Origin of the sequence: Variovorax monticola (assembly GCF_051216855.1) — a bacterium.
Taxonomy (GTDB): domain Bacteria; phylum Pseudomonadota; class Gammaproteobacteria; order Burkholderiales; family Burkholderiaceae_C; genus Variovorax.
On sequence record NZ_JBPJZP010000002.1, the window covers coordinates 736,544 to 763,017 of the forward strand.

At 67.6% G+C, this 26,474-nt stretch carries 28 protein-coding genes; 12 read left to right on the top strand and 16 right to left on the bottom strand.

What is annotated here, in order from left to right:
- Positions 1-18 precede the first annotated feature (18 nt).
- The 6 genes from ACSFA5_RS08805 to ACSFA5_RS08830 all read right to left on the bottom strand — a co-directional run bounded on the left by ACSFA5_RS08805 (position 19) and on the right by ACSFA5_RS08830 (position 5,052).
- Positions 19-684 carry an AAA family ATPase gene (locus ACSFA5_RS08805; protein WP_435443632.1) on the bottom strand — a complete coding sequence of 222 codons (666 nt, stop codon included), beginning with the start codon at positions 682-684 and terminating at the stop codon, positions 19-21.
- 16 nt (positions 685-700) lie between these two features.
- A complete protein-coding gene (gene pnuC, locus ACSFA5_RS08810; protein WP_435444086.1) occupies positions 701-1,315 on the bottom strand; it encodes a nicotinamide riboside transporter PnuC in 615 nt (204 codons plus the stop codon).
- 136 nt (positions 1,316-1,451) lie between these two features.
- Positions 1,452-1,730, bottom strand: a complete 279-nt coding sequence (gene ftsB, locus ACSFA5_RS08815; protein ID WP_435443633.1) for a cell division protein FtsB — start codon at positions 1,728-1,730, stop codon at positions 1,452-1,454.
- Between the two features lie 19 nt (positions 1,731-1,749).
- Positions 1,750-3,033 carry a phosphopyruvate hydratase gene (gene eno, locus ACSFA5_RS08820; protein ID WP_435443634.1) on the bottom strand — a complete coding sequence of 428 codons (1,284 nt, stop codon included), beginning with the start codon at positions 3,031-3,033 and terminating at the stop codon, positions 1,750-1,752.
- A 49-nt stretch (positions 3,034-3,082) separates the two neighbouring features.
- Positions 3,083-3,373 (bottom strand): DUF1330 domain-containing protein, encoded by a 291-nt coding sequence (locus ACSFA5_RS08825; protein WP_435443635.1) that lies wholly within the window; start codon positions 3,371-3,373, stop codon positions 3,083-3,085.
- The gene (locus tag ACSFA5_RS08830; protein WP_435443636.1) at positions 3,370-5,052 is read right to left on the bottom strand and encodes a CTP synthase; all 1,683 of its coding nucleotides are present in this window, start codon (positions 5,050-5,052) and stop codon (positions 3,370-3,372) included. The genes ACSFA5_RS08825 and ACSFA5_RS08830 overlap by 4 nt, the downstream gene beginning before the upstream one ends.
- 124 nt (positions 5,053-5,176) lie before the next feature.
- On the opposite strand from ACSFA5_RS08830, the gene coaBC reads away from it, so the two are divergent.
- From coaBC to ACSFA5_RS08850, 4 genes are all read left to right on the top strand, one after another.
- Positions 5,177-6,400 (top strand): bifunctional phosphopantothenoylcysteine decarboxylase/phosphopantothenate--cysteine ligase CoaBC, encoded by a 1,224-nt coding sequence (coaBC, locus tag ACSFA5_RS08835; RefSeq protein ID WP_435443637.1) that lies wholly within the window; start codon positions 5,177-5,179, stop codon positions 6,398-6,400.
- Positions 6,400-6,861 (top strand): hypothetical protein, encoded by a 462-nt coding sequence (locus ACSFA5_RS08840; protein ID WP_435443638.1) that lies wholly within the window; start codon positions 6,400-6,402, stop codon positions 6,859-6,861. The genes coaBC and ACSFA5_RS08840 overlap by 1 nt, the downstream gene beginning before the upstream one ends.
- Positions 6,862-7,308: a dUTP diphosphatase gene (gene dut, locus ACSFA5_RS08845; protein ID WP_435435688.1), complete on the top strand. Its 447-nt coding sequence runs from the start codon at positions 6,862-6,864 to the stop codon at positions 7,306-7,308.
- Between the two features lie 183 nt (positions 7,309-7,491).
- The gene (locus tag ACSFA5_RS08850; protein ID WP_435443639.1) at positions 7,492-7,992 is read left to right on the top strand and encodes an outer membrane lipoprotein; all 501 of its coding nucleotides are present in this window, start codon (positions 7,492-7,494) and stop codon (positions 7,990-7,992) included.
- Between the two features lie 64 nt (positions 7,993-8,056).
- On the opposite strand, the gene ACSFA5_RS08855 is transcribed toward ACSFA5_RS08850, so the two are convergent.
- The gene (locus ACSFA5_RS08855; RefSeq protein ID WP_435435689.1) at positions 8,057-8,581 is read right to left on the bottom strand and encodes an FKBP-type peptidyl-prolyl cis-trans isomerase; all 525 of its coding nucleotides are present in this window, start codon (positions 8,579-8,581) and stop codon (positions 8,057-8,059) included.
- 14 nt (positions 8,582-8,595) lie between these two features.
- Between ACSFA5_RS08855 and ACSFA5_RS08860 the strand changes: the two genes are divergently transcribed.
- The 3 genes from ACSFA5_RS08860 (at position 8,596) to ACSFA5_RS08870 (ending at position 10,589) form a co-directional block, all read left to right on the top strand.
- Complete coding sequence (locus ACSFA5_RS08860; RefSeq protein ID WP_435443640.1) at positions 8,596-9,738, top strand: JmjC domain-containing protein; 1,143 nt, start codon at positions 8,596-8,598, stop codon at positions 9,736-9,738.
- Positions 9,728-10,228, top strand: coding sequence for a hypothetical protein (locus ACSFA5_RS08865; RefSeq protein WP_435443641.1), 501 nt, complete (start codon positions 9,728-9,730; stop codon positions 10,226-10,228). The genes ACSFA5_RS08860 and ACSFA5_RS08865 overlap by 11 nt, the downstream gene beginning before the upstream one ends.
- 94 nt (positions 10,229-10,322) lie before the next feature.
- A complete protein-coding gene (locus ACSFA5_RS08870) occupies positions 10,323-10,589 on the top strand; it encodes a hypothetical protein (protein ID WP_435443642.1) in 267 nt (88 codons plus the stop codon).
- Between the two features lie 68 nt (positions 10,590-10,657).
- Here the strand turns inward: ACSFA5_RS08870 and ACSFA5_RS08875 are convergent, their stop codons facing one another.
- The 7 genes from ACSFA5_RS08875 to ACSFA5_RS08905 all read right to left on the bottom strand — a co-directional run bounded on the left by ACSFA5_RS08875 (position 10,658) and on the right by ACSFA5_RS08905 (position 16,959).
- The gene (locus tag ACSFA5_RS08875; RefSeq protein WP_435443643.1) at positions 10,658-11,434 is read right to left on the bottom strand and encodes an MBL fold metallo-hydrolase; all 777 of its coding nucleotides are present in this window, start codon (positions 11,432-11,434) and stop codon (positions 10,658-10,660) included.
- Positions 11,435-11,439: 5 nt separating this feature from the next.
- Positions 11,440-12,531 (bottom strand): outer membrane protein assembly factor BamC, encoded by a 1,092-nt coding sequence (gene bamC / locus ACSFA5_RS08880; protein ID WP_435443644.1) that lies wholly within the window; start codon positions 12,529-12,531, stop codon positions 11,440-11,442.
- Positions 12,532-12,671: 140 nt separating this feature from the next.
- Complete coding sequence (gene dapA, locus ACSFA5_RS08885) at positions 12,672-13,562, bottom strand: 4-hydroxy-tetrahydrodipicolinate synthase (RefSeq protein WP_435443645.1); 891 nt, start codon at positions 13,560-13,562, stop codon at positions 12,672-12,674.
- Between the two features lie 78 nt (positions 13,563-13,640).
- Positions 13,641-14,210: a class I SAM-dependent methyltransferase gene (locus tag ACSFA5_RS08890; protein ID WP_435443646.1), complete on the bottom strand. Its 570-nt coding sequence runs from the start codon at positions 14,208-14,210 to the stop codon at positions 13,641-13,643.
- A gap of 43 nt (positions 14,211-14,253) precedes the next feature.
- The gene (locus ACSFA5_RS08895) at positions 14,254-14,394 is read right to left on the bottom strand and encodes a hypothetical protein (protein ID WP_435443647.1); all 141 of its coding nucleotides are present in this window, start codon (positions 14,392-14,394) and stop codon (positions 14,254-14,256) included.
- Between the two features lie 23 nt (positions 14,395-14,417).
- Entirely contained in the window at positions 14,418-15,641 is a 1,224-nt protein-coding gene (locus ACSFA5_RS08900; protein WP_435443648.1) for an MFS transporter, read from the bottom strand.
- A 109-nt stretch (positions 15,642-15,750) separates the two neighbouring features.
- Positions 15,751-16,959: an MFS transporter gene (locus tag ACSFA5_RS08905; protein WP_435443649.1), complete on the bottom strand. Its 1,209-nt coding sequence runs from the start codon at positions 16,957-16,959 to the stop codon at positions 15,751-15,753.
- Positions 16,960-17,104: 145 nt separating this feature from the next.
- Between ACSFA5_RS08905 and ACSFA5_RS08910 the strand changes: the two genes are divergently transcribed.
- The 5 genes from ACSFA5_RS08910 (at position 17,105) to ACSFA5_RS08930 (ending at position 23,657) form a co-directional block, all read left to right on the top strand.
- Complete coding sequence (locus ACSFA5_RS08910; protein ID WP_435443650.1) at positions 17,105-18,001, top strand: LysR family transcriptional regulator; 897 nt, start codon at positions 17,105-17,107, stop codon at positions 17,999-18,001.
- A gap of 65 nt (positions 18,002-18,066) precedes the next feature.
- Positions 18,067-20,064, top strand: coding sequence for a DNA topoisomerase IV subunit B (locus tag ACSFA5_RS08915; RefSeq protein WP_435443651.1), 1,998 nt, complete (start codon positions 18,067-18,069; stop codon positions 20,062-20,064).
- A gap of 14 nt (positions 20,065-20,078) precedes the next feature.
- Positions 20,079-21,005, top strand: coding sequence for a lytic transglycosylase domain-containing protein (locus tag ACSFA5_RS08920; protein WP_435443652.1), 927 nt, complete (start codon positions 20,079-20,081; stop codon positions 21,003-21,005).
- A gap of 34 nt (positions 21,006-21,039) precedes the next feature.
- Positions 21,040-23,466 (top strand): DNA topoisomerase IV subunit A, encoded by a 2,427-nt coding sequence (parC, locus tag ACSFA5_RS08925; protein ID WP_435443653.1) that lies wholly within the window; start codon positions 21,040-21,042, stop codon positions 23,464-23,466.
- Positions 23,466-23,657 (top strand): hypothetical protein, encoded by a 192-nt coding sequence (locus ACSFA5_RS08930; protein ID WP_116908634.1) that lies wholly within the window; start codon positions 23,466-23,468, stop codon positions 23,655-23,657. Before parC ends, ACSFA5_RS08930 begins: the two co-directional genes overlap by 1 nt.
- A gap of 53 nt (positions 23,658-23,710) precedes the next feature.
- On the opposite strand, the gene ACSFA5_RS08935 is transcribed toward ACSFA5_RS08930, so the two are convergent.
- Together ACSFA5_RS08935 and ACSFA5_RS08940 are read right to left on the bottom strand one after the other, a co-directional pair.
- A complete protein-coding gene (locus tag ACSFA5_RS08935) occupies positions 23,711-24,697 on the bottom strand; it encodes a tripartite tricarboxylate transporter substrate binding protein (RefSeq protein WP_435443654.1) in 987 nt (328 codons plus the stop codon).
- A 23-nt stretch (positions 24,698-24,720) separates the two neighbouring features.
- Positions 24,721-26,277 carry a class I adenylate-forming enzyme family protein gene (locus tag ACSFA5_RS08940; protein ID WP_435443655.1) on the bottom strand — a complete coding sequence of 519 codons (1,557 nt, stop codon included), beginning with the start codon at positions 26,275-26,277 and terminating at the stop codon, positions 24,721-24,723.
- Between the last annotated feature and the right edge of the window lie 197 nt (positions 26,278-26,474).

The window sequence follows — 26,474 nt, forward strand, 5'->3', positions numbered from 1 at the left end:
GACAGCCGCGGTGGCTCGTCAGTCGCGGCGCGCGATCAGGTCGCTGAAGAGCTTATGTTCGCATTGCGGGTCGGAACACTTCTCGCAAGGCCATGACCACGAGGCGGGCTTCGCATCGAGCCGGCCTCGCGCGCGGCCCTCGTTGCCGGCGATCGAGTTGATGGCGTTCCATGCGCTGGCCAGGCGCTCGCCGCCCGTGCCGTGCACCACGGCAAACGACAGCCTGGCGCCGGTGAGCGCGGCGCGCACCAGCGTGTCGGTCGGCTGGCGTGCGTGCGGGCCGTCGCGCATGTCGTCGGCCACCCAGGGCAGGTCGAGCGCGGTGAGCAGGGTGATGGCATAGCGCCGTTGCGCCGCCAGCGCGCCGTCGTACAGCGTGGTGTCGCCGAACAATTGCTCGCTGTAGACCGCCGTCATGAGCGCGGTGGTGTCGGCCACCACCACGCCTGCGGCAGCCGCGGCATCGATGCGGCGGGTCTGTTCTTCGGCGATGGCCTGCTGCTCGTCGGGGCGCGGCGTGCGGCCCTCGCGCTCGCACCACTCGCGCAGGTACTCGCTCACGAGCGCGGTAGGTGTGCCGCGCTCCTGCAGGCGCTGCGCGAGGGCGCGGGCCAGCTCGGTCTTGCCGGTGCTCTCGGCGCCCACGAGCGCGATGACGCAGCCGGTCGGCAGGGTGGGCGTCATGCGCGCACCGCCTTCTTCACCGGGGGGTCGGCATGCGCTGCCGCCATGCCAGGTAGCCGGCCACGCTGAGCACCGCGAACACCGCGTACAGCCCCACGGTGAGCCACAGGCCCTTGTGGATGAAGAGCCCCACGCTCACCACGTTCACCGCCAGCCAGATCAACCAGTTCTCGATGAACTTGCGCCCGAGCAGAAACTGCCCGACCAGGCTCAGCCCAGTGGCGAAGCCGTCCCACCAGGGCACGTCGGTGTCAGTGAAAAAGATCAGGAAGAGGGCGACCGCCGGCCATGCGAAGGCGCAGGCGGCCAGAGCGAGGGCGATGCCGCGCGGCGAGAGCCGGCTCACCTGCAGCGCGCTGCCGTCGGCGCGGTGGCCGCGCAGCCATTGCGCCCACCCCCAAAGGGCCACGAAAGCGAAGAAGACCTGCAGCGACGCGTCGCCGTAGATGCGCGCCTTGGCGAACACGGCCACGTAGAGCAGCGAACTGACGATGGCCAGCGGCCAGCCCCAGTGGATCTCGCGCATGTTGCAGCCGACCATGGCAAGTGCCAGCACGGCGGCGACGAATTCGAGCCAGCTGACAGGAGAGCCCCACAGCAGGAATGCGGGAGCCGAGAGAAGCTCGAGAATAAGGTTCACCCCAGGCTACGCGCACTTCGTGTCGCTTCGCCCACCCCCTTCGAGGGGGCGACACCAGCGGCCCGGCAAAGCGGGTTCCGCGGTGTCCCGCGAAGGTATGCGAAATACGCGAAGACTGCCGAGCATCCTAGTGCGCGATCTGTACGAACACTTCGTTCGGCTTGACCATGCCCAGTTCAGCGCGCGCGCGTTCTTCGACCATCTCGAGGCCGTCCTTGAGGTCGTTGACCTCGGAGTTCAGGCGGTCGTTGGTCAGCGCGGCCTTGGCGTTGGCTTCCTTCTGGTCGGTCAGCTTGGTGCGCAGCTGGCCCACGTCCCGCACGCTGCCGCGCCCGTTCCACAGCTGCCACTGCAGGATGGACAGCAGCAGCAGCAGGATGATCGGTGGAACGAGGCGGGCGCGCATGGCGCGTGGCGTCCTGGCGTTACTTCAGGTTGTAGAACGCGCTGCGACCGGGGTACACGGCGATGTCGCCCAGGTCTTCTTCGATGCGCAGCAGCTGGTTGTACTTGGCGATGCGGTCCGAGCGCGACAGCGAGCCGGTCTTGATCTGGCCGGCGTTGGTGCCCACCGCGATGTCGGCGATGGTGCTGTCTTCGGTTTCGCCCGAGCGGTGCGAAATGACGGCCGTGTAGCCCGCACGCTTGGCCATTTCGATGGCGGCGAAGGTTTCGGTGAGCGTGCCGATCTGGTTGATCTTGATCAGGATCGAGTTGGCAATGCCCTTGTCGATGCCCTCTTGCAGGATCTTGGTGTTGGTGACGAACAGGTCGTCGCCCACCAGCTGCACGCGCTTGCCCAGGCGTTCGGTCAGGTGCTTCCAGCCGTCCCAGTCGCCTTCGTGCATGCCGTCTTCGATGCTGATGATCGGGTACTTGTCGACCCAGGTCGCGAGCATGTCGGTCCAGCTTTCGGCCGACAGCGACAGGTTCTCGCCGGACAGCACGTACTTGCCGTCCTTGTAGAACTCGCTGGCCGCGCAGTCCAGGCCCAGGGCGATCTGCTCGCCTGCCGTGTAGCCGGCCTTGTCGATCGCTTCGAGGATCAGCTGGATCGCTGCTTCATGGCTTTCGACGCTGGGGGCGAAGCCGCCTTCGTCGCCCACCGCCGTGCTGATGCCGCGGTCGCCCAGGATCTTCTTCAGCGCATGGAACACTTCGGCGCCGTAGCGCACGGCCTCGCGGAAGCTCTTGGCGCCCACGGGGATGATCATGAACTCTTGCAGGTCGAGGCTGTTGTTGGCGTGCGCGCCACCGTTGATGACGTTCATCATCGGCACCGGCAGCTGCATGCCGCCCATGCCGCCGAAATAGCGGTACAGCGGCAGGCCCGACTCTTCGGCCGCGGCGCGGGCCACGGCCATCGAGACGGCCAGGGTGGCGTTGGCGCCCAGGCGGGCCTTGTTGTCGGTGCCGTCCAGGTCGATCATCGTGCGATCGAGGAAGGCCTGTTCGCTGGCGTCCAGGCCGAGCACCGACTCCGAAATTTCGGTGTTGATGTTCTCCACTGCCTTGAGCACGCCCTTGCCGAGGTAGCGGCTCATGTCGCCGTCGCGCAGCTCGATGGCTTCGCGCGAACCGGTCGATGCGCCCGAGGGCACGGCCGCGCGGCCCATGGTGCCCGACTCGAGCAGCACGTCGCACTCGACGGTGGGGTTGCCTCGGCTGTCGAGAATTTCGCGGCCGACGATGTCAACGATTGCACTCATCTTTTGTCTTTCTCTTTCGGTTCTCTTTGGGCGAATAAATGAACGGGGCTCAGAGGCCTTCGACGGCGATCATGTTCATGATCGCGGCGCCGGCACGCGCTTCGCGCGCCTTGAGGTACTCGGGCGTTTCGTAGAAGGCCTTGGCCTTCTCGAAGCTGGCGAACTTGAGCACGACCACGCGCGTGGGCTGCCAGTCGCCTTCCAGCGGCTGCACCTGGCCGCCGCGCACGCACACTTCGGCGCCGTGCGCCTGCATGGCCACGCTCGACCACTTCTTGTAGTCCTCGTACTGCGTCGGGTTGGTCACCTCGACATGGGCGATGACGTAACCGCTGCTCATGCCACGGCTTTCAGCGACTTGCCGGCGCTGCCCGCGCCCTTGTCCTTGTGCTCCAGCGCCGCCTTGATGAAGGCGTTGAACAGCGGGTGGCCGCCCCACGGGGTCGACTTGAACTCGGGGTGGAACTGCACGCCCATGAACCAGGGGTGCACGTCCTGCGGCAGCTCGACGATTTCGGTCAGGTGCTCGCGCTGCGTGAGCGCCGAGATCACGAGGCCGGCATTGCGCAGTTCGTCGAGGTAGTTGACGTTGGCTTCGTAGCGGTGGCGATGGCGCTCGGTGACCACGTCGCCGTAGATGCTGTGCGCCAGCGTGCCGGGCGTGACGTCGGAGCTTTGCGCGCCCAGGCGCATGGTGCCGCCGAGGTCGGACTTCTCGTCGCGCTTCTTCACGGTGCCGTCGGCGTCCTTCCACTCGGTGATCAGCGCGATCACGGGGGTGGGCGTCTCGGGGTCGAACTCGGTGCTGTTGGCGTTCTTCAGGCCGGCCACGTGGCGGGCGTATTCGATGGTGGCCACCTGCATGCCCAGGCAGATGCCGAGGTAGGGCACCTTGCTTTCGCGGGCGAAGCGCGCCGCCGAGATCTTGCCTTCCACGCCGCGCTGGCCGAAGCCGCCGGGCACCAGGATGGCGTCGTACTTGGCCAGGCGCGAGACGTCCTGCGTGGTGATGGTCTCGGAGTCGATGTAGTCGATCTTCACGCGCGCATGGTTCTTCATGCCGGCGTGGCGCAGCGCCTCGTTCAGCGACTTGTAGCTGTCCGACAGGTCGACGTACTTGCCGACCATGGCGATCGACACTTCCTTTTGCGGATGCTCGACCTCGTACACCAGGTCGTCCCAGCGCTGCAGCTTGGCCGGCGGGGTGTTGATGCGCAGCTTGTCGCAGATCAGGCCGTCCAGGCCCTGTTCGTGCAGCATGCGGGGCACCTTGTAGATGGTGTCCACGTCCCACATCGAGATGACGCCCCATTCGGGCACGTTGGAGAACAGCGAGATCTTGGCGCGCTCGTCGTCGGGAATCGGGCGGTCGGCGCGGCACAGCAGCACGTCGGCCTGGATGCCGATGGCGCGCAGTTCCTTGGCGGTGTGCTGCGTCGGCTTGGTCTTGAGCTCGCCGGCGGCGGCGATCCAGGGCACGTAGCTCAGGTGCACGAAGGCCGAGTTGTTCGGGCCGTTGCGCAGGCTCATCTGGCGCACCGCTTCGAGGAAGGGCAGCGACTCGATGTCGCCGACCGTGCCGCCGATTTCGACGATGGCCACGTCCACTTCGTGCGAGGTGCCGATGCCGGCGCCGCGCTTGATGTATTCCTGGATCTCGTTGGTGATGTGCGGAATCACCTGCACCGTCTTGCCGAGGTAGTCGCCGCGGCGTTCCTTCTCGAGCACGCTCTTGTAGATCTGGCCGGTCGTGAAGTTGTTGGCCTTGCGCATGCGCGTGTTGATGAAGCGCTCGTAGTGGCCGAGGTCGAGGTCGGTCTCGGCGCCGTCGTCGGTGACGAACACCTCACCATGCTGGAACGGTGACATCGTGCCGGGGTCGACATTGATGTACGGATCGAGCTTGATGAGGGTGACTTGGAGGCCGCGCGATTCGAGGATCGCGGCGAGCGAGGCGGAGGCGATTCCCTTGCCAAGGGAAGAGACGACACCACCGGTGACGAAGACAAATTTGGTCATGCCAGTTCCGGACGTGATGAATCCGGGCAGTGGGAAATTGCGATTATAGATGTGCCCTTCGCGACACTTCGGGCCGAGGGCTTGTTGCGCGAAGCTTCATGGCCCATGAGCAACAATACGGCCCATGCAAGATCTCGCCGGCAAACACATCGTCCTGGGCCTCACGGGCGGCATCGCCTGCTACAAATCGGCCGAGCTGTGCCGCCTGTTCGTGAAGGCCGGGGCCACCGTCCAGGTCGTGATGACAGAGGCGGCGGAGCAGTTCATCACCCCGGTGACCATGCAGGCGCTCTCGGGGCGCACCGTCTACACCTCGCAGTGGGACACGCGCGAACCCAACAACATGCCGCACATCAACCTGAGCCGCGAGGCCGATGCGATCGTGCTGGCGCCCTGCAGCGCCGACTTCATTGCGCGGCTGGTGCAGGGCCGCTCGGACGACCTGCTCAGCCTGATGTGCCTGGCACGCCCCAGCGAGCGCAGTCCGCTGCTGATCGCACCCGCCATGAACCGCGAGATGTGGGCCCATCCCGCCACCCAGCGCAACCTGAGGCAGGTGGAGGCCGACGGCGCCACCGTGCTGGGCGTGGGCAGCGGCTGGCAGGCCTGCGGCGAAACCGGGGACGGACGCATGCTCGAGCCGGCGCAACTGCTCGAGGACATCACCGCCTTCTTCAGCCCCAAGCTGCTGTCGGGCCAGAAGATGCTGGTGACTGCGGGCCCGACCTTCGAGGCGCTGGACCCGATTCGCGGCATCACCAACCATTCGTCCGGCAAGATGGGCTTTGCCATTGCCCGCGCGGCCCGCGAGGCCGGCGCTGAAGTCACGCTGGTGGCCGGGCCGGTGCACCTGCCGACCCCGCGCGGCGTGACGCGCGTCGACGTCGTTTCGGCACAGGACATGCTCGATGCGACCGTCCGTGCTGCGGAGTTCGCTAGCATTTTTGTAGCAACAGCGGCTGTGGCCGACTGGCGACCGGCGACCCACAGCGACCAGAAGATCAAGAAAGACGGCAGCGGCAAGACGCCGGTGCTCGACTTCGTCGAGAACGCCGACATCCTGCTGACCGTGGCGCGCAGCGAGCGGGCGCTGGCGAAGCAACTTTTCTGTGTGGGCTTTGCCGCCGAAAGCGAGAACCTCGTCGAACATGCCAAGGCCAAGCGCCAGCGCAAGGGCATTCCGCTGCTGGTCGGCAACATCGGCCCGCTGACCTTCGGGCAGGACGACAACGCGCTGCTGCTGGTGGATGCCCACGGCGTGCGCGAGCTCCCGCGCGCGCCCAAGCTCACGCTGGCGCGCGAACTGATGACCGAAATTGCAGCCCGACTGACCGACTGGAGAGTCTGATGAACCTGAATCCGCAATGGAACACGCCGCCCAACGGCGACTTCGCCCGCTATGTCGAGCGGCTGTCGGCGCAGGCGCTGCTCCCCAAGCGCGCGGCCAAGGAAGGCGAGCCCGGGCTCGACGTCGGCATCACGACATTGCCCAACCAGCCCGGTCCCGTGACGGCCGCCATGCAGCAGCGCGGTGACGCGTCCAACGGCGAAGTGGCCAGGTCCCGGCCGGGCGCCTTCGACCCGACGACGCTCAAGGTGCTGGGCGGCGTGGCCGCGCTGGTGCTGCTGGTGCTGTGGTCGATCGGGGTGCCCATCAGCGCGCTGGTCCTGCTGCTGGGCGTGGCGGTCTGGTTCGCCAGCAAATTGAAGGGCGTGAAGCTCACCCCGGGCATCGCCAAGTGGCAGCAGGTGCTAGAGGACGCGGCCCGCAAGCAAAGAGAACAGCAACACAAGCAAGGCAGCAAGTAAGTGAAAGTCGACGTCCGTATCCTCGATCCGCGCATGGTGGATCAATTGCCCGCGTATGCCACCCCCGGAAGCGCCGGCCTCGACCTTCGGGCGTGCCTGGATGCGCCCATCACGCTGGCGCCCAACGGCTGGCAGCTGGTGGGCACCGGCATCGCGATCCACCTGGCCGACCCGGCCTATGCCGCGCTGATCCTTCCGCGCTCGGGCCTGGGCCACAAGCATGGCATCGTGCTGGGCAACTTGGTCGGCCTGATCGACAGCGACTACCAGGGCGAACTGAAGATCAGCGCCTGGAACCGCAGCGACACGCCCTTCGTGCTGGAGCCGATGGAGCGGCTTGCACAGTTGGTGATCGTGCCGGTGGTGCAGGCGCAGTTTCGGGTGGTCACAGAATTTGCACCTACGCAACGCGGCGAAGGCGGCTACGGCTCCACCGGCAAGCACTGAGCGTTTCAGCTACCCCGATCCTTAAGGGGACCTGAGTGTCCGAGCGGTAAAGAACGGAACTGCGAAGGCCCGCGGGCCTCGAAGGTTTCAGTGTGTGTTCTGCGTCATCGCGGCAGCGGCTGGGGCGTTAGTCACACGCAGGCGCATTCTTCGTGCGCCGTTCTATCCGAGGAGCCTCTCAACATGAAGATTTCAATGCGCTTCGTTTCCGTCACTGCTTCCGTGCTGGCCGTTGCCACGCTCACGGCTTGCGTGGCCCCCGCGCCGGTCTACCAGACCTCGCGCTACCCGTATCAGGCGCCCCCGCGGGCGATCCAGTACCAGGAAGCTTCCTACGTCGAATACGGCCATGTCGCCAACATCGAGGTGTTGCGCAGCGAAACCGGCGGCACCGGTACGAGCGGCGGCGGCGCCGTGGCCGGTGGCGTGATCGGTGGCGTGGTGGGCAACCAGTTCGGGCGCGGCAACGGCCGTGCCGCGGCCACCGCGCTGGGCATCGTGGGTGGGGCCTTGCTGGGGAACACCATCGAGGCGCAGCAGAACGGGCCGCGTGCCTATGAAACCTATCGCGTGTCGGTGCAGACCGATCGCGGCGGCTACCGCGCCTTCGACGTACAGAGCCCGGGCGACCTGCGCATCGGCGACCGTGTGCGCATCGACAACGGCCAGATTTCGCGCATGTAGCCGCTCGTTCTTCGAGACGCAAAAAAGCCGGGCTTGCCCGGCTTTTTGCTGGCTCGGCTGCGCCTCAGTGCAGCGTCTGGTTGCCCGGCGCCATGGGCGCCACCTTGAAGAAGCCGGTGCCAGCCGAACCACGGCCGATTTCCTCTTCGGTGGCTTCGCGCACCGAGCGCACCGTGATGTCGAGCCGGATCGCGATGCCCGCCAGCGGATGGTTGCCGTCCAGCACCAGGTGGTCGGGGTAGATTTCCGCCACCGTGTAGATCGTGTCCTTGGGGATGGTGTCGCTCACGCCCTTGGGCAGGGCGGAGCCGTCGAAGGTCATGCCTTCTTCGGTGTCCGCGGGGAAGAGCGAACGGGGCTCCAGAAAGAGCAGCTGGTCGTTGAAGTCGCCGAAACCCTGCTCGGGTTCCACCTGCAGCTGCACCCGGGCGCCGGGCTCATGGCCCTGCAGGGCGGCCTCGATCACGTCGAAGAGATCGTCGCCCCCGACCAGAAAGTCCACCGGTTCGTCGAGCACGTCCAGCACGTCGCCGAGCGTGTCTTTCATGGTCCAGGTCAAGCCGACCACGCATTGTTCAGAGATTTCCATTGCAGAATTCTCCCATGGAGATTACACAACCGCTGCCGTTGCTCGGCGGCCTGAGCGCCGCGCAGTTCATGCGGCGGCACTGGCAGAAAAAACCCTTGCTCGTTCGCCAGGCGATTCCCGCCATGGTGCCACCGATCGAGCGCAACGCGCTGTTTGCGCTGGCCGAGCGCGAAGAGGTCGAGTCGCGCCTGATCCGGCATGGCAAGTCCGGCTGGTCGCTCAAGCACGGGCCGCTCGCCCGCCGCGCCTTGCCCCCGCTGAAACAGCCCGCCTGGACACTGCTGGTGCAGGGCGTCGATCTGCACCACGAGGGCGTTCACGACCTGCTGCGGCAGTTTCGCTTCCTGCCCGACGCCCGCCTGGACGACCTGATGATCAGCTATGCGAGCGACACCGGCGGCGTCGGCGCGCATTTCGACAGTTACGACGTTTTCCTGCTGCAGGCGCAGGGGCGCCGCAAGTGGTCCATCGGCAAGCAGGGCGACCTGAGCCTGCAGCCCGGCGTGCCGCTCAAGATCCTGCAGAACTTCGAGCCCGAGCAGACCTTCGTGCTGGAGCCCGGCGACATGCTGTACCTGCCGCCCAAGTACGCCCACGACGGCGTGGCCGTCGGCGACGATTGCATGACGTGCTCCATCGGCCTGCGCTCGTCCGCGGTGGGCGAGATGGGGGCCGACCTGCTGTCCCGCATGGCGCAGGCCTACTCGGAAGACTTGGAAGACGCCGGGCCCGCCGAACTGGCCCGCTACCGCGATCCGGCGCAGCCCGCCGTCGATGCGCCGGCCCGCATGCCGGCCGCGCTGCAGGACTTCGCGCGCAAGGCCGTCGAGGCCGCACTGCGCGACCCCGATGCCGTCGAGCGCGCGCTCGGCGAATCGCTCACCGAGCCCAAGGCCAACGTGTGGTTCGACGAAGGCGGCGAGCTGCCCGCTGCCACGCAGCGCGTGGTGCTCGACCGGCGAACGCGCATGCTCTACGACACGCGGCACATCTACATCAACGGCGAGAGCTTTCGCGCGGGCGGTGCCGATGCCACGCTGATGCGCCGACTGGCCGACCAGCGCGCGCTCGGGCCGCGCGAACTGGCCCGCGCGAGCGAAGGCGCACGCGGCTTGCTGGGCGAGTGGTGCGAGTCAGGTTGGCTTCATGCCGAGTGACGAAGCTGATCTACTGGCCGAGGGCCGTTTCGACGGCCCAGAAGCCTTCGATGCCGTCTTGCGCAGCGCGCTGGCGTCTGCGGCGCGACAAGGCTGGAAAGAAATCGTCTTCAGCGACCCCGATTTCGCGGATTGGCCGTTGGGCGAGCGTGCGAGCATCGAGGCGCTGCAGGCTTGGTCTGTCAGCGGGCGGCGTTTCGTGCTGCTCGCGCAGCGTTTCGACGTGCTGGAGCGCACGCATGCGCGCTTCATGCCGTGGCGCCGCATGTGGGACCACATCATCGAATGCCGTGCGACCGGCAGGGTTGCCGGTGCCGAGGTGCCCAGCGCCATCTGGACGCCCACGTGGTTCGTGCATCGCATCGACCCCGAGCGCGGCAGGGGCGTGAGCGGCACCGATGCGCAGTCGCGCCGCGCGCTGCGCGAGGCCATCGACGAGTGCTGGCGCCTCGCACGACCTGCCTTTGCAGCATCGACGCTGGGCTTGTAAGCCAATGCCGCGAATCCGGCGGCCAGACACAATCGAGCGGTGATGCAGGTCTAGAATTTTTTGGTTCCAGACATTCATCGCCAAAGGAGATTCCATGAAGAAGTCAACGTCCGTCCTGGTTGCCTCGCTGATTGCCGCTGCCGCGCTCGTCGCCTGCGGAAAGAAGGAGGACGCCGCGCCGGCGGTTGTGACGCCGCCTCCTGCGCCCGTGACCGAACCCGCACCAGCGCCTGCTGCACCGATGACTGCGCCGTCGACCGATTCGGGTGCTGCCACACCGGCGCCGGGCGCCTCGTCGGCACTCGATGCCGCCAATGCAGCGACCGAGGCCGCGAAGAAGAACGAAGCGCCCAAGCAGTAGCAGCTGCCCGGCGTTCGCCAAGAAAAAAGCCGCCATGAGGCGGCTTTTTTTCGTGGTGCGGATTCAGCTCACACGTCGAGCCAGGGCGAGCCTTCGGCGGCGGTTGCAGTGAGCATCTCGGACTCGTCGCCGCCCAGCGCATCGGCCATCAGGCGCCGCACGATCTCGGGCCGGTTGTTCTGCTCGCTCAGGTGCGCCGCCACCACATGCCGCAGGCCGTCGTGAAGCACGGCACGCGCGATTTCAGCAGCCGCCGTGTTCGACAAATGCCCGTAGTTGCCGCCCACGCGATGTTTCAGGAACGACGGGTACGCCGAGTTGGCCAGCAGGTCGCTGTCGTGGTTGAACTCCAGCAGCAACGCATGCACGCCGCTCAGGCGGGCCAGCACATGGGCCGTGGAATGCCCCAGGTCGGTCAGCACGCCGAGCGTGCGGTTGCCGTCGGTGCAACGCAGCTGCAGCGGCTCGCGCGCGTCGTGCGGCACGGTGAAGGGCTGCACGCCGATGTCGCCGACCGCGAATTCGGCATCGTCGCGCGCCAGGTTCAGCAGGCCTTCGAAATCGCGCCCGCCTGTGGCGAGCCACGTGCCTTCGCTCATCCAGACGGGAATGCGGTTGCGCCGCGACAGCGAATGGGCGCAGCCGATGTGGTCGCCGTGCTCGTGCGTCACGAAGACCGCATCGATGTCGCCAGCCACAAGGCCCGCTTGCGCGAGCCGCAGGTCGAGCTGCTTGAGGCCGAAGCCGCAGTCGACCAGGAGCCGGGAGGTGCGGCCGGCGCTGGTCGATTCGACCAGCGCGGCATTGCCCGTGCTGCCGCTGCCGAGGCTTCGGAAGCGGAGCATGCGGGTTACTTCAGGTCGTCTGCAATGACCTTGACGATGCGCTCGGCATTGGCCGAGGTTTCCGGCGCGCCGGCTTGGTTGAGCACCGACACCGTGGTGGCTTCGCCCTGGCTCTTGACCGAGATGCGGAACTTGATCGGTGCTTCGTCCTTCGGCGAACCGCTGAACAGTTTGCCGAAGAAGCCGGGCTCCTTCTTGTCGGGGTTCGGCGTCACGTAGCGCACGTAGTACAGGCCGGCACTGCGGTCGCGGTCTTCCACGGTGAAGCCGGTGCGGTCGAGTGCCAGGCCGACGCGGCGCCATGCGCGGTCGAAGCCTTCGCTGATCTGCACGACCGGCTGGTTGCCGACCTTGGCGATGGTGGCGGTCTTGGTCGGCGCGGTGGTGGCGGCCAGGATCTTCGACTGCTCTTGCGAGACGCCGAGCTTGACCATCAGGCGGCGCAGGAATTCGGTCTCGAGTTCAGGGTCGCTCGGGCGCGGCTGCCACACGGTCTGGTCCTGGCGCGAGTTGTTGTAGACCTCCTGCATGCCGCGGTGGCTGATGAAGATCTCGGTGCCGTTGGGCGTGCGCTCCAGGCGGGTGCGGAAGCGGTCGAGCTCGCCGGTCGAGTAGACCGAATCGACCAGCTTGCCCAGCGTGCCGCGGATGATGTCCTGCGGCAGCTTGGCGCGGTTCTCGGCCCAGTCGGTTTCCATGATGCCCAGGTTGCGCTGCTCGGTGGTCAGCAGGAAGCCGCTCTCCTGCCAGAAGTCCTTTACCGGGTCCCAGAGCTGGTCGGGGGCGCGGTTGACGACGATCCAGCGCTGCGTGCCCGCGCGCTCCATGCGCACGTCGCCCAGGGCGCTCACGGCGGTGGGCACACCCGGTGCGTTGGCAATGCCGGCCTGGTAGGCGTTGGCCGTGACGGCGCCGCCGGGTACCGCATAGCGGTTGTCGCGCGTGAGCTGGGACAGGTCAGGGGGGACTTCGAGCGTCGGGGCCTTGCCGGCGCTCTTGTAGTCGATCTTGTCGCTCTCGAGGACGGAGCAGGCGGCGAGGCTGGCAACCAGGGTGGCCAGCAATGCATATCGCGAAAGTTGCGAAAGGTTCTTCAACGTCGTCTTCCTTGTTGGAATGGTTCGGTCAATCTATGGGCCGCAGTGCCCGCCATCTCTGAGCACAGTTCGGGCAAAAGGTTGCTTAACCTTGTTGCGGCCAGGGAAAAAAGCAGGTCCGGAATGGGGGGAGGGCGCTCTCAACCCTTCAGCAGACCGGTGGCGCGCAGGGCGCCTTCGACGGCCGGACGGGCGGCTTCGCCGAGTTCGGTGAGCGGCAGGCGCAGCGTGCCACCGCACAGGCCGAGCCGGGCCATGGCCCACTTCAGGGGAATCGGGTTGGGCTCGACGAACAGGTTGCGGTGCAGCGGCATGAGTTCGAACTGGATCTCCATGGCCCGCTTCACGTCGCCCGCCAGCGCGGCCACGCACAGTTCGTGCATCTTGCGCGGCGCGATGTTGGCCGTGACGCTGATGTTGCCCTGGCCGCCGCACAGCATGAGCGCCACCGCGGTCGGGTCGTCGCCGGAGTAGACGGCGAAGTTCTTCGGCACATCGCGAATGAGCCACTGGGCCCGCTCGATGTTGCCGGTGGCTTCCTTGATGCCGATGATGCCGGGCACCTGCGTCAGGCGCAGCACGGTGTCGTGCGCCATATCGGCCACGGTGCGCCCGGGCACGTTGTACATCACGATGGGCAGGTCGCCCACGGCTTCGGCGATGGCCTTGAAGTGCTGGTACTGGCCCTCTTGCGTGGGCTTGTTGTAGTAGGGCACGACCTGGAGTTGCGAATCGGCGCCCACGCCCTTGGCGAACTTGGCGAGCTCGATGGCTTCCTTGGTGGAGTTGGCGCCGCAACCGGCCATCACGGGCACGCGGCCCTTGGCCTGCTCGACGGACACGCGAATGATTTCGCAGTGCTCCTCGACGTCGACCGTCGGCGATTCGCCGGTGGTCCCGACCACGCCGAGGCAGTCGGTGCCTTCTTCGATGTGCCAGTCGATGAGCCGCCGCAAGGCGGGGTAGTCGACACTGCCGTCGTCGTGCATCGGCGTGACGAGCGCAACGATGCTGCCTGTCAATTGCTCCAAGGGGAATCTCTTTGTCGGTGGACGAAAGCGCCGATTCTACTTACTCCGGCGTCCTGTCAGGCCGCCGCAGCAGCGCCCTCAGTTTCCCTTCAGCAGGTGGCGCTCGGGTTGGCCGGCGCCGGGTGCGGCAGGGCGGACGGCCGCAATGCGCTGGACGAAGCGTGCCGGCTCGGCCACGAAGCCGTCCTCGTACGCCACCACGCGCAGGCCCGCGCAGGCTGCGAGCAGCTCGCCGGGTTGCAGCAGGAAGTCGGGCCGCGAAGGCTTGCCGACGGTTTCGTTGCCCGCGGCGAAGGTCTCGTACAGCAGCACGCCGCCCGGGGCCACGGCGGCCACGATGTCGGCCATGCGCGCGCGCCAGAGGTAGTTGGTGACGACCACCGCGCCGAATGCCTGGCAGGTGAAAGGCCAGGGGCCGGCTTCGATGTCCGCCACGACCGTGCCGCCGAACACGCCTGCCGCCGCCAGGGCTTCGGGCGAGCGGTCGACCCCGGTCACCGCATGCCCGCGCCCGGCGAACCACTGCATGTGCCGCCCGGACCCGCAGGCCACGTCGAGCACGGTGGTGCCGGGGGCGAGCAGGTGAGACCAGCGCACCAGCCATTCGGAGGGCACGGCCGACGCGTGGGAGGGTGCTATATCTTTCATAGCGTGATGCGCACGTCCAGCGTGCGTAAGAAGGGTAAAAGGCTCAAAAACAGGACCAGATCTGGTCGGCCAGCGTCACCAGGAAGTCCGGATGCACATACATCGCGAACACGCCGCCCAGCACCACCAGCGCGGCGGCAAGGCAGCCGGCGTTCGTGATGTGTCGGCGCAGGCGCGGTGTCATGGTCACGTTCTTTGTAGACGCAATCAGCCCGCGGCGCCCACCGGCTGCGGGCCGCGTGCAATGGCGTTTTCCTTCACCGGCAGGTTGATGAGCGCGGCGAACACGCCCAGCGCGATCGAGATGTACCAGACGATGTCGTAGCTGCCCGTGGTGTCGTACAGGTAGCCACCGAGCCACACGCCCAGGAACGAGCCGACCTGATGGCTCAAAAATACGAAGCCGCTGAGCATCGACAGATGCGCCACGCCGAAGATGCCCGCCACGATGGCGTTGGTGGCCGGCACCGTCGACAGCCACAAAAAGCCCATGGCGGCGGAGAACACATACACGCTCATCGGCGAAATCGGCGCCAGCAGGAACAGCGCGATCGCCACCGCCCGCGCCAAATAGATGGCCGCGAGGATCTTGCGCTTGGCCAGCGTCTGCCCCAGCAACCCCACCGTGTACGTGCCGAACACGTTGAAGAGCCCGATCAGCGCGAGCGCGTAGCCCGCCACCTCGGCCGGCAGCGCGCGGTCGCGCAGGTAGGTCGGCATGTGGATGCCGATGAACGCCAGCTGGAACCCACAAACGAAGTAGCCTGCCATCAGCAGCCCGAAGCTCGGGTAGCGGAAGGCCTCGCCCACCGCCTGCAGCACCGATTGCTCGCGGTGTCCGGCCAGCGCCGCCGTTCTGGGTTCGCGCAGGCCGAAGGCCAGCGGAACGATCACCAGCACCAGCACCGCCAACACCGCCAGCGCGGTCTGCCAGCCCAGGTGGCCGATGAGGCGTCCTTCGATGGGCGCCATCAGGAACTGGCCGAACGAGCCGGCCGCCGCCGCCACGCCCATGGCCCAGGAGCGCCGCTCGGCCGGAATCTGCCGCCCGATCACGCCGTAGATCACCGCGTAGGTCGAGCCGGCCTGCGCCGCGCCGATCAGCACGCCCGCGCTCAGCGTGAACAGCAGCGGCGTGGGCGAATGCGCCATGCCGAACAGGCCCAGCGCGTAGAGCACCGCGCCGCCGATCAGCACCCGAAACGCGCCGAAGCGGTCGGCCAGCATGCCCGCGAACACCCCGAAGATGCCCCACGACAGGTTCTGGATGGCCAGCGCGAACGAGAAGGTCTGGCGGCTCCAGTCCTGCGCCTGCGTGATGGGCTGCAGCCAGAGTCCGAAGCCGTGGCGGATGCCCATCGAGAGCGTGACGATCATCGCCCCGCAGAGCAGGACTTGCTTGATCGAGAGGGTGGAGGCGGGCGCTTGCATGGCGTCGAATGTAGCGACTTGCAGGCTGTGGCAGCCGCACTGGCGGCCACAGCCATTGATGATTTGTCGGCGGCGTTTCGATGCGCTCGGCGCATCAAAGCCGCCGGGCTCACTGCGCAGTCACGCCCGCGACAGCCCGGGCGCGCGGAAAACCATGCGCGCAGGCCCGCCAGGCCAGCCACAGCGCCGGCACCAGCAGCACGACCAGCGACCAGGGCAGCACACCCGCGCCCCGGCTCTGCAGCAGCACGCCGCCGATCAGGCCGCCCCCCGCGATGGCGATGTTCCACGCCGTGACCACCATCGACTGCGCCACGTCCGCCGCATCACCTGCCGCCTGCGCCGACGCCGTCTGGAACAGCGTGGCCGCCCCGCCGAACGCCACGCCCCAGACGCCCACGGCAACGAAGACCGCCGCTGGCGACCCGGTCACCGCGCCCAGCAGCAGCGCCGCCAGCCCGAAGCCCGCGGTGGCGGCCAGCACCAGCTCGCGCAGCCAGCGGTCGATCAGCAGGCCCGTCGCCCAGATGCCCGCCAGCGACGCCCCGCCGAACACCAGCAGCACCAGCTCGACCCGCTCGCCCAGCCCGGCGTGCGCGAGAAACGGCGCGATGTAGGTGTAGAGGATGTTGTGCGCCAGCACGAAGGCCAGCATCACCGCCAGCACCGGCCGCACGCCCGGCAGCAGAAACACGCGCCGCACGCTCTGCTGGCGGCCGGCTTCCTGCCCCGGAAAGTCGGGCACCTGCCAGCGCACCCAGCCCAGCAGCAGCACCGAGAGCGCCGACATGGTCAAAAACGCCGGGCGCCAGCCCACGCCGCTGCCCAGCAGCGTGCCGGCCGGAATGCCCAGCGACAGCGCCAGCGGCGCGCCCAGCATGGCGACGGCAATGGCCCGGCCCTGCATCGAAGGCGGCACCATGCGGGCCGCCTGGCCGGCCAGCAGCGCCCAGAGCAGGCCGGCGAACACACCGGCGAAGAAGCGCGCGACCAGCGTCAGCGCGTAGTCGTGCGACAGGGCAGTCACCGTGTTGACGATCGCGAAGCCGCCGATCGCCGTCAGCAGCAAAGGCCTGCGCCGCCAGCCGCGCGTGAAGGCCACCAGCGGAATCGCCGCCACCAGCGAGCCGATGGCATACACCGTCACCAACTGGCCGACCAGCGCGGGCGCGACGTCCAGGCTCGCGCCGATCTGCGGCAGCAGGCCGGCCGGCATGGCCTCCGTCAGGATGGTGATGAAGCCTGCCGCCGCCAGCGCGAGCAGGCCGGGCAAAGGCAGCCGGGGTTCGGCGCGTCCAGGGGTGTGGTGCTCACGCATGGACGGCCTCCCGCGTGGAAGAAAAAGAAGGAGAGTTCTTGGGGGTGAATGACATGGCGATAACGATAGGAACAAGCCGACTCCGGAAAAAGGGGGCTACAGTTCCGCTCAATACGGACATGGAAGTCCGCAATGGAGCCCTCGCATGGACAGCCTCAGCGGCTTCACCGTCTTCATCCAGGTGGCCGAAACGCGTAGTTTCGTCACCGCCGGCCGCGCGCTCGGCGTGTCCGCGTCCGCCGTAGGCAAGCGCGTGGCGCGGCTCGAAGAGCGGCTGGGCGTGCGGCTGTTCCACCGCAGCACGCGCAGCATCACGCTCACCGCCGAAGGCACGCTGTTCCTGGCGCGCAGCCGCCGCGTGCTGGCCGAGATCGAGGCCGCCGAGCAGGAGCTGTCGCAGTCCGCCGGCGCGCCGCGCGGCAAGCTGCGCGTGAGCCTGCCGCTGGTCAGCTCGCTGGTGCTGCCGGTGCTGGCCGACTTCATGCGCGAGCACCCGGCCATCGCGCTCGACCTCGACTTCAGCGACCGGCTGGTCGACGTCATCGAGGAAGGCTTCGACGCCGTGGTGCGCACCGGCGAGCTGGCCGATTCGCGGCTCTCCGCCAGGCGGCTCGGCGCGTTCTCGCAGTTGCTCGTGGCCTCGCCGGACTACCTGGCGCGCCACGGCACCCCGACCTCGCTCGCCGACCTGGCCATGCACGCCTGCCTGCACTACCGCTATCCGGCCACCGGCAAGGTCGAGGTGTGGCCCCTTCTGCCCCTGCCCGACGGCAGCGAGTGCAGGCCGCCGGTGTCCATGGTCTGCAACAACATCGAGACGCGCCTGTGCTTCGCGCTGCGCGGCCGCGGCATCGCCTGCCTGCCGGACTTCAGCGTGCGCGAGGCGCTGGCCGCCGGGCGGCTGCGCAGCGTGCTGGCCGACCAGGTGCGGCCCCACACCATCGGACTGGGTGTGCTGTGGCCTTCGGGGCGGCATCCGTCGCCCAAGCTGCGGGCGTTCATCGACTTCCTGGGCGCCCATCTGTCGATGCCCAAGGCGTAGGGTGGCTGGACGTTTCCTGTATGGGTATCCAGTTATTTCCCCGCCACTGACTACAATCCGCCCCCATGGCGACTCCCCCCAAGACTCCTCCCAGCTCATCGTCCGCGCCCTCCGGCTACTCGGAAGGCTCCATCCGCGTGCTCAAGGGCCTCGAACCCGTCAAGCAGCGCCCGGGCATGTACACCCGCACCGACAACCCGCTGCACATCATTCAGGAAGTGCTCGACAACGCCGCCGACGAGGCGTTGGCGGGCTACGGCAAGAAGATCAAGGTCACGCTGCACATCGACGGCTCGGTCAGCATCGAAGACGACGGCCGCGGCATTCCGTTCGGCATGCACCCCGAAGAAAATGCCCCCGTGGTCGAACTCGTGTTCACCCGCCTGCACGCCGGCGGCAAGTTCGACAAGGGCTCGGGCGGCGCCTACAGCTTCTCCGGCGGCCTGCACGGCGTGGGCGTGTCGGTGACCAATGCGCTGTCCAAGCGGCTCGAAGTCAGCTCGCACCGCGAAGGCTCGGTCGCCAGGCTGGCCTTCAGCGCCGGCGACGTGATCGAGGCGCTCGAAATCCGCAAGCTCGAAGCCGGCGAACGCAAGCAGGGCACCACCGTGCGCGCCTGGCCCGACGCCAAGTACTTCGAGACCGCCGTGCTGCCGATGGCCGAGCTCACGCACCTGCTGCGCAGCAAGGCCGTGCTGATGCCCGGCGTGAGCGTCACGCTCACCAACGAGAAAACCAAGGACAGCCAGCAGTGGCTCTACAAGGGCGGCCTCAGCGACTACCTGATGCAGACGCTCAACGGCGATCCGGTCATTCCGCTGTTCGAAGGCGCTGGCCATGCCGACAAGAACGCCGACAACTTCGCCGAAGGCGAGGGCGCCGACTGGTGCGTGGCCTTCACGGAAGACGGCCAGCCCGTGCGCGAGAGCTACGTCAACCTGATTCCCACCAGCGCCGGCGGCACGCACGAAAGCGGCCTGCGCGACGGCCTGTTCACCGCGGTGAAGGGCTTCATCGAGCTGCATTCGCTGCTCCCCAAGGGCGTGAAGCTGCTGCCCGAAGACGTGTTCGCGCGCGCCTCGTACGTGCTCAGCGCCAAGGTGCTCGACCCGCAGTTCCAGGGCCAGATCAAGGAGCGCCTGAATTCGCGCGACGCGGTGCGCCTGGTGTCCAGCTTCGTGCGCCCCGCGCTGGAGCTGTGGCTCAACCAGCATGTGGACTACGGCAAGCGGCTCGCCGAACTCGCCATCAAGGCCGCGCAGACGCGCCAGCGCGCCGGCCAGAAGGTCGAAAAGCGCAAGGGCTCCGGCGTGGCCGTGCTGCCGGGCAAGCTGACCGATTGCGAGAGCAAGGACATCAGCCACAACGAGGTGTTCCTGGTCGAGGGCGACTCTGCCGGCGGCAGCGCCAAGATGGGCCGCGACAAGGAAAGCCAGGCCATCCTGCCGCTGCGCGGCAAGGTGCTCAACACCTGGGAAGTGGAGCGCGACCGGCTGTTCGCCAACAACGAAATCCACGACATCTCGGTGGCCATCGGCGTCGACCCGCATGGCCCCGACGACACGCCCGACATGAGCGGCCTGCGCTACGGCAAGGTGTGCATCCTGAGCGATGCCGACGTGGATGGCTCGCACATCCAGGTGCTGCTGCTGACCTTGTTCTTCCGGCACTTCCCCAAGCTCATCGATACCGGCCACGTGTATGTCGCAAAGCCGCCGCTGTTCCGGGTCGATGCGCCCGCGCGCGGCAAGAAGCCGGCCTCCAAGGTCTACGCGCTGGACGAGGGCGAACTCACCGCCACGCTCGACAAGCTGCGCAAGGACGGCGTGCGCGAAGGCGCCTGGAGCATCAGCCGCTTCAAGGGCCTGGGCGAAATGAGCGCGGAACAATTGTGGGAAACCACGCTCAATCCAGACACCCGGCGCCTGATGCAGGTCCAATTGGGCCGGTTCGACTTCACCTCCACCCAGGGCGAGATCACCAAGCTCATGGGCAAGGGCGAAGCGGCGGCGCGGCGCGAGCTCATGGAGTTGCGCGCCGACGACGTCGACATCGATGTTTGACCCCCCCACCACGCATGTCAGCTTTCAAGCGTTCGTTGCTATTGGCCTTTTTGCTGTGCGCACAGCTGGGGCTCGCGCGCGCCGCTGACATCTACGGCTACGTCGACGGCAAGGGCGTGGCGCACTTCGCCGCCGAGAAGATCGACGAGCGCTACCAGATCTTCTTCAGGGGCGGCCAGAGCTTCGACACCGCCCAGGGCATTTCACCGCTCGCGCGCGGCGGCCGCAGGCTCGACGGCAAGGTGCCGCCCGCGTCGCAGACCCTGCTAGCCATGTTCGAGGCCTCGCCCAGCTACAAGAGCGCCAAGGCGGCGCTGCGCGATGCGTCGAACAAGCACGACATCGACTACGAACTGCTGCAGGCGCTGATCGCCACCGAATCGGGCTTCGACGCGCAGGCCGTGTCGCCCAAGGGCGCGATGGGCCTCATGCAGCTCATGCCGGCGACCGCGCAGCGCTACGGCGTGTCGGCGGACAAGCGCACGACCATCGAGAAGAAGCTGTTCGACCCGCGCATCAACATCGCCGCCGGCTCGCGCTACCTGCGCGACCTGATCGCCATGTTCCCCGGGCAGATCGAGCTCGCGCTGGCCGCCTACAACGCGGGCGAGGGCGCGGTGCAGCGCGCGGGCAACAAGATTCCCAACTACAAGGAAACGCAGAACTACGTGCAGACCGTGCTGCAGCTCTATGCGTACCTCAAGCCCGGCGTCACCGGGCGCAGCGGCGGCGCCGCCGCCGTCGGCGGCAAGTCGCCCGGGCGCGTGCGCATGGAAATGGGCGGCGCCGTGGGCCGCGGCAACATGCCGCCCGAGCGGCCGACCCAGTTGCCCGCCATGCCCTCGATGCCCGACCCGTCCGCCGTGCCGACCTCTCCCTACATGCCCGAAGTGCCCGTGTCCTCCCTGACAGGCTCGCCTTCGGTGGCCATGACCGAATAAACAAGCAACAGCAATCTTCCGGAAACGACAGACGATGGATTCCCAACCTCCGCTCGACCTTGCGGGCCCCACCGACGGCGACACCACCCTCACGCTGGCCGACTACGCGCAAACCGCCTACCTCGAGTACGCGCTGAGCGTGGTCAAGGGCCGCGCGCTGCCCGACGTGTCCGACGGCCAGAAGCCGGTGCAGCGGCGCATTCTCTACTCGATGTCGCGCATGGGCCTGGGCTTCGGCGGCACCAACGGCACGGTGGGCGCCAAGCCCGTGAAGAGCGCGCGCGTGGTGGGCGACGTGCTGGGCCGCTTCCATCCGCACAGCGACCAGGCCGCCTACGACGCGCTGGTGCGCATGGCGCAAGACTTCTCGCAGCGCTATCCGCTGGTCGACGGCCAGGGCAACTTCGGCAGCCGCGACGGCGACGGCGCCGCGGCCATGCGCTACACCGAGGCGCGCCTGGCGCGCATCACCAGCCTCTTGCTCGACGAGATCGACGAAGGCACGGTCGACTTCATTCCCAACTACGACGGCAGCACCGAAGAGCCGCGCCTGCTGCCCGCGCGCCTGCCCTTCACGCTGCTCAACGGCGCGAGCGGCATCGCCGTGGGCCTGGCCACCGAAATCCCGAGCCACAACCTGCGCGAGATTGCCGACGCCTGCGTGGCGCTGATCAAGTCGAACGGCGAGCTCAGCGAAGAAGAACTCCTGGCCATCGTGCCCGGCCCCGACTACCCCGGCGGCGCGCAGATCATCAGCAACGCCAGCGACATCGCCGACGCCTACCGCACCGGCCGCGGTTCGCTCAAGGTGCGAGCGCGCTGGAAGATCGAAGAGCTGGCGCGCGGCCAGTGGCAGCTGGTGGTGAACGAGCTGCCGCCGGGCGTCAGCACGCAGAAGGTGCTCGAAGAAATCGAGGAAATCACCAACCCCAAGGTCAAGACCGGCAAGAAGGCGCTGTCCGCCGACCAGACGCAGCTGAAGGCCGCGATGCTGTCGGTGCTCGACGTGGTGCGCGACGAGTCCAGCAAGGACGCGGCCGTGCGCCTGGTGTTCGAGCCCAAGACCTCGCGCATCAGCCAGGAAGAGTTCGTGACCACGCTGCTGTCGCAGACCTCGCTGGAAACCTCGTCCTCGATCAACCTCACCATGGTGGGCATCGACGGCAAGCCGACGCAGAAGTCGCTGCGCCAGATGCTCACCGAGTGGATCGCGTTCCGCCAGGTGACCGTCGAGAAGCGCTCGCGCCATCGGCTGAACAAGGTGCTGGAGCGCGTGCACATCCTCGAAGGCCGGCAACTGGTGCTGCTGAACATCGACGAGGTGATTGCCATCATCCGCGCGGCGGAAGACCCGAAGGCCGCGCTGATGGCGCGCTTCAGCCTCAGCGAACGCCAGGCCGAGGACATTCTTGAAATCCGCCTTCGCCAGCTGGCGCGGCTGGAGGCCATCAAGATCGAGCAGGAGCTCAAGGGCCTGCGCGAAGACCAGAAAAAGCTCGAGGACATCCTGGGCAGCCCGGCCACGTTGCGCCGCCTGCTGATCAAGGAAATCGAAACCGACGCCAAGACCTTCGAAGACCCGCGCCGCACGCTGATCCAGGCCGAGAAGCGCGCCGTGGCCGAGGTGAAGGTGGTCGACGAGCCGGTCACCGTCATCGTGTCGCAGAAGGGCTGGGTGCGGGCGCAGAAGGGCTGGGCCAGCGAGAAGGCCGCGGCCAGCGGTGCGAACGGTGCGAACGGGGCGAGCGCGGAGAAGGGCGCCACGCCCGAGTACAGCTTCAAGTCGGGCGACGCACTCTACGGCGCCTTCGAATGCCGCAGCGTCGACACGCTGCTGGTGTTCGGCTCGTCGAAAGACAAGGGCGTGCGCGTCTACACCGTGCCCGTGGCCTCGCTGCCCGGCGCGCGCGGCGACGGCCAGCCCGTGACCACGCTCATCGAACTCGACAGCGGCACGCACGTCACGCACTTCTTCGCCGGCCCGGTGGGCGCGAGCGTGCTGCTGGCCAACACCGGCGGCTACGGCTTCATCGCCACGGTCGAGAACATGATGTCGCGCCAGCGCGGCGGCAAGGCCTTCATCGACGTGGGCGAGGGCGAGCAGCTGTGCCGGCCTTCGCTGGTGGGCGGCGCGAGCGGCGCCGAGCCGATGCCCGCGGCCACGCACGTGGCCTGCGCCTCGACGGGCGGGCGCATCCTGACCTTCGAGATCGCCGAGCTCAAGAGCCTGCCCAAGGGCGGCCGCGGCCTCACGCTGATCGACCTGGAGCCCAAGGACACGCTCGCGGGCGCGGCGGCCTACACGCGCAGCGTGCGCATCGAAGGCATCGGGCGCGGTGCCAAGGAGCGCGAGGAAACGCTGGAGATCCGCACGCTGAACAACGCGCGCGGCAACCGCGCGCGCAAGGGCAAGGCGGCCGACCTGGGCTTCAAGCCGACCGGCGTCGTGCGGGTGCTGTGATGGGCGGTATCGACGTCAGCGTCATCGGGCTCTTCATCGCCGTGGTCACCGGCCTCGGCAGCTACGTGCTGGGCAAGCGCATGCGGGAGAAGCGGGCCGCCAAGAAGCGCGAGAAGGAACGCATCGCGTCTCAGGCCAACGAGACGCGGCAGGTGCGCCGCGCCCGCGAGCGCAAGGAGCGCGGCGGGTAGGCAAGACGTCGTGGCGAGCCCTTCGCCACGCGGTGCCCGGCCCCGGCCGCCCCCTACTTGCGGGACAGGCCCAGCGCGTCGAGGATCTCTTTCTCGCGCTTCATCGCATCCACGGCGAAAGCGCGATAGTCCTTGCCGCTTTTGTAGTCCGGCTCCATCTCGTAGCGGGCCAGCATTTCCTTGAATTCCTTGGTCTCCATCGCCTGCTTGAAGGCGTCGTGCAGCCTGCTGGCAATGGCGGGGTCCAGCCCCTTGGGGCCTACCAGCCCCCAGGGCGAGGTCTGCACGATGTTCGCGCCGCTTTCCTTCAACGTGGGCACGTCGGGGTAGCGCGCCATGCGCTTGTCGCCCCACACGGCGATCAGCCGCAGCTTTCCGGAATCCACGTAGGGCACGAACGCGGAGGTCTCCGCCGCGGAGTCGACCTGGCCGCCCACGATGGCCTGCAGCGATTCGGCGCTGCCCTTGTACGGAATGTGGTTGAGCTCGATCTTGTACAGGCGCGACAGCTGCTCCATCGTCAGGTGGTTGGTGGTGGCGATACCGGGCGTGCTGTAGGTCAGCTTGCCGGGGTTCGCCTTGGCGTGCGCCACGTAGTCCTTCAAGGTCCTGATCGGCGAGTTCGCGGGCACGACGATGCCGAAGGCATAGCCGGTCAGGCCGATCACATAGCTGAGGTCCTTGGCCGGGTCCCACTTGATGTCGTTGGTGTAGGGCAGCCGATAGACCCCGGCCGAGGCAATGCCCAGCGTGTAGCCGTCCGGTGCGGCCGACTGCAGGCTCTGCGCGGGCATCGTACCGCCGACACCGGGCTTGTTCTCGATGACGATGGGCTGCTTGAGGATGGCGCCCGCCTTTTCCGCGAGCACCCGCATCGGTGCATCGGTCGAGCCGCCCGGGGCGAAGCCGATCATGATCTTGATGGGCCGCGAGGGATAGGCGCTCGGCTTTTCCTCCGCGAGAGCCTGCGAGCCGCAAACGACGACGGCAGCAAGGCTGGCGAGCGTGAATGTGAAGTTTCGAAATGGGCGATGGCGCATGGGAGTGCTTGAAGTGAGGGTGTTCATGGCGCGGTGTGCAAAGGCAAGGGCAAAGGTGTTTGCGTGAGCGTTTTCAGCACGCCCTTGAGCACCTTGCCGTTGGGTGCCGACGGCAGCGTCGCCATGGCGCGGATCTCGCTGGGCTGCTTGTAGGGCGACAGGTGCTCGCGCAGGTGCGCGCGCAATTGCGCGTCGTCGATCGGCACGCCTTCCCTGGTTTCGATGAAGGCCACGATCTCCTCGTTGTGCCCGGCCTCGCGCCCCACGACCGCCGATTGCACGACGCCCGGGTACGCGTTCAGCACCTGCTCCACCTCGAGCGGATAGACGTTGAATCCCGAGCGGATGATCAGCTCCTTGGTGCGCCCGGAGATGAACAGCGCGCCGTCGGACGTGAGCCGCGCAAGGTCGCCCGTGTTGAACCAGCCCGCCGCATCGATCACGGCCGCGGTGAGCTCGGGGCTGCGGTAGTAGCCCTTCATCACGCCGGGTCCGCGCACCCACAGCTCGCCCGTTTCGCCGGGTTCCACGCTGGCGCCGCCCAGGGCCTGGATGCGAAGCTCAACGCGCGGAATGGTCGGGCCGACGGCGCAGTCCTCGCGCGGCGTGTCCAGCCGTGTCTGCGCGACGGTGGGTGCGGTCTCGGTCAAGCCGTAGCCGTTGTGCAGCGGCAACCTGAATTCCCGTTCCACCTCGGCCTTGAGGCTGGGCGTGAGCGGCGAACCGGCCACGCTGATCAGGCGCAGCGCGGGCGCCTCGATGGCCACGCCGCTCTTGCGCGTCCACTCGAGGATGCGGGCGAACAGCGCCGGCACGCCGGTGAACACGCTGACGCCGTCGTGCCGCAGCGCCCGCACCGCGGCCTCCGGTGCGAAGCGCGGCTCGAGCAGCAGCGCGGCGCCCGCGCACATCGCGCCGAGGAACTGCGTCGACAGGCCCACCACATGCGCCATCGGCAGCACGCCGTAGACGACGTCGCGCGGGCCGAGCCGCCGCAGCTCGCGCGCGGAGGTGGCCACGAACATCAGGTTCGCGTGCGTCAGCATCACGCCCTTGGGCGCGCCCGTGGTGCCCGAGGTGTAGACCATGGCCGCGACCTGCTTCGCGGGGTCGGCGTCGCAGGGCTCCGGCAGCACGTCTTCGGCGAGCGGGCCGATGGCGATGTCGCCCAGGTCGCTGCCGAAAGGCGTTGCCTGCTGGCGCTGCGCGTGGCCGCGCGCCTCGGGCGAGACATGGCACAGGTAAAGCACACGCCGCGCGCCGGAGTGCGCGATGAACTGGTCGATCTCGCGCGGGGACAGGCGCGCGTTCACCGCGACGGTCCAGGCGTCCAGCTTGCTCAGCGCCAGGAAGACGACGCACAGCGCCGCGCAGTTCTCCCCGACGATGAGCACGCGGTCGCCGGCCCGCACGCCCGCGCCGGCCAACTGCCGCGCCGTGGCGTCCATCTGCGCGCCGAGCTCGCCATAGCTCAGCGACATGCCGGCGTCGCGCAACGCCAGCGCGTTCGGCTGCCCGGCGATCCAGGGCAAGAGAAGGTGGTGCACCCGAGGGGGCTGGGTGTGTGTCTCGGTCGTCATTGTTGGGTCGGTCCCGTGTGTCGAATGGCGGCGAGTCTATGAAGCAAGCGCCTCGAAGCGCGTCTTTTGAAAACTGCACTGCAGAACAGAGCGCAGGGATTTCCCTGGTGAAAACATACCTGGTCTCATCGCCTTCATTTGCGAAGCAGTGCAAACCGGCATGCAGCTCCAAGTTCTGCAATGCAGTTTTGAATTCC

Bases quoted from the DNA above. Each gene is read 5' to 3' on its own strand.
- eno (WP_435443634.1), bottom strand. From the start codon at position 3,033: ATGAGTGCAATCGTTGACATCGTCGGCCGCGAAATTCTCGACAGCCGA.
- ACSFA5_RS08900 (WP_435443648.1), bottom strand. From the start codon at position 15,641: ATGCAAGCGCCCGCCTCCACCCTCTCGATCAAGCAAGTCCTGCTCTGC.
- ACSFA5_RS08920 (WP_435443652.1), top strand. From the start codon at position 20,079: ATGTCAGCTTTCAAGCGTTCGTTGCTATTGGCCTTTTTGCTGTGCGCA.
- ACSFA5_RS08805 (WP_435443632.1), bottom strand. From the start codon at position 684: ATGACGCCCACCCTGCCGACCGGCTGCGTCATCGCGCTCGTGGGCGCC.
- ACSFA5_RS08890 (WP_435443646.1), bottom strand. From the start codon at position 14,210: ATGAAAGATATAGCACCCTCCCACGCGTCGGCCGTGCCCTCCGAATGG.
- ACSFA5_RS08935 (WP_435443654.1), bottom strand. From the start codon at position 24,697: ATGCGCCATCGCCCATTTCGAAACTTCACATTCACGCTCGCCAGCCTT.
- parC (WP_435443653.1), top strand. From the start codon at position 21,040: ATGGATTCCCAACCTCCGCTCGACCTTGCGGGCCCCACCGACGGCGAC.
- coaBC (WP_435443637.1), top strand. From the start codon at position 5,177: ATGCAAGATCTCGCCGGCAAACACATCGTCCTGGGCCTCACGGGCGGC.
- ACSFA5_RS08850 (WP_435443639.1), top strand. From the start codon at position 7,492: ATGAAGATTTCAATGCGCTTCGTTTCCGTCACTGCTTCCGTGCTGGCC.
- ACSFA5_RS08915 (WP_435443651.1), top strand. From the start codon at position 18,067: ATGGCGACTCCCCCCAAGACTCCTCCCAGCTCATCGTCCGCGCCCTCC.
- ACSFA5_RS08870 (WP_435443642.1), top strand. From the start codon at position 10,323: ATGAAGAAGTCAACGTCCGTCCTGGTTGCCTCGCTGATTGCCGCTGCC.
- ACSFA5_RS08905 (WP_435443649.1), bottom strand. From the start codon at position 16,959: ATGCGTGAGCACCACACCCCTGGACGCGCCGAACCCCGGCTGCCTTTG.
- ACSFA5_RS08930 (WP_116908634.1), top strand. From the start codon at position 23,466: ATGGGCGGTATCGACGTCAGCGTCATCGGGCTCTTCATCGCCGTGGTC.
- ACSFA5_RS08830 (WP_435443636.1), bottom strand. From the start codon at position 5,052: ATGACCAAATTTGTCTTCGTCACCGGTGGTGTCGTCTCTTCCCTTGGC.
- ACSFA5_RS08855 (WP_435435689.1), bottom strand. From the start codon at position 8,581: ATGGAAATCTCTGAACAATGCGTGGTCGGCTTGACCTGGACCATGAAA.
- ACSFA5_RS08865 (WP_435443641.1), top strand. From the start codon at position 9,728: ATGCCGAGTGACGAAGCTGATCTACTGGCCGAGGGCCGTTTCGACGGC.
- ftsB (WP_435443633.1), bottom strand. From the start codon at position 1,730: ATGCGCGCCCGCCTCGTTCCACCGATCATCCTGCTGCTGCTGCTGTCC.
- ACSFA5_RS08840 (WP_435443638.1), top strand. From the start codon at position 6,400: ATGAACCTGAATCCGCAATGGAACACGCCGCCCAACGGCGACTTCGCC.
- ACSFA5_RS08875 (WP_435443643.1), bottom strand. From the start codon at position 11,434: ATGCTCCGCTTCCGAAGCCTCGGCAGCGGCAGCACGGGCAATGCCGCG.
- ACSFA5_RS08860 (WP_435443640.1), top strand. From the start codon at position 8,596: ATGGAGATTACACAACCGCTGCCGTTGCTCGGCGGCCTGAGCGCCGCG.
- ACSFA5_RS08895 (WP_435443647.1), bottom strand. From the start codon at position 14,394: ATGACACCGCGCCTGCGCCGACACATCACGAACGCCGGCTGCCTTGCC.
- ACSFA5_RS08910 (WP_435443650.1), top strand. From the start codon at position 17,105: ATGGACAGCCTCAGCGGCTTCACCGTCTTCATCCAGGTGGCCGAAACG.
- ACSFA5_RS08825 (WP_435443635.1), bottom strand. From the start codon at position 3,373: ATGAGCAGCGGTTACGTCATCGCCCATGTCGAGGTGACCAACCCGACG.
- ACSFA5_RS08940 (WP_435443655.1), bottom strand. From the start codon at position 26,277: ATGACGACCGAGACACACACCCAGCCCCCTCGGGTGCACCACCTTCTC.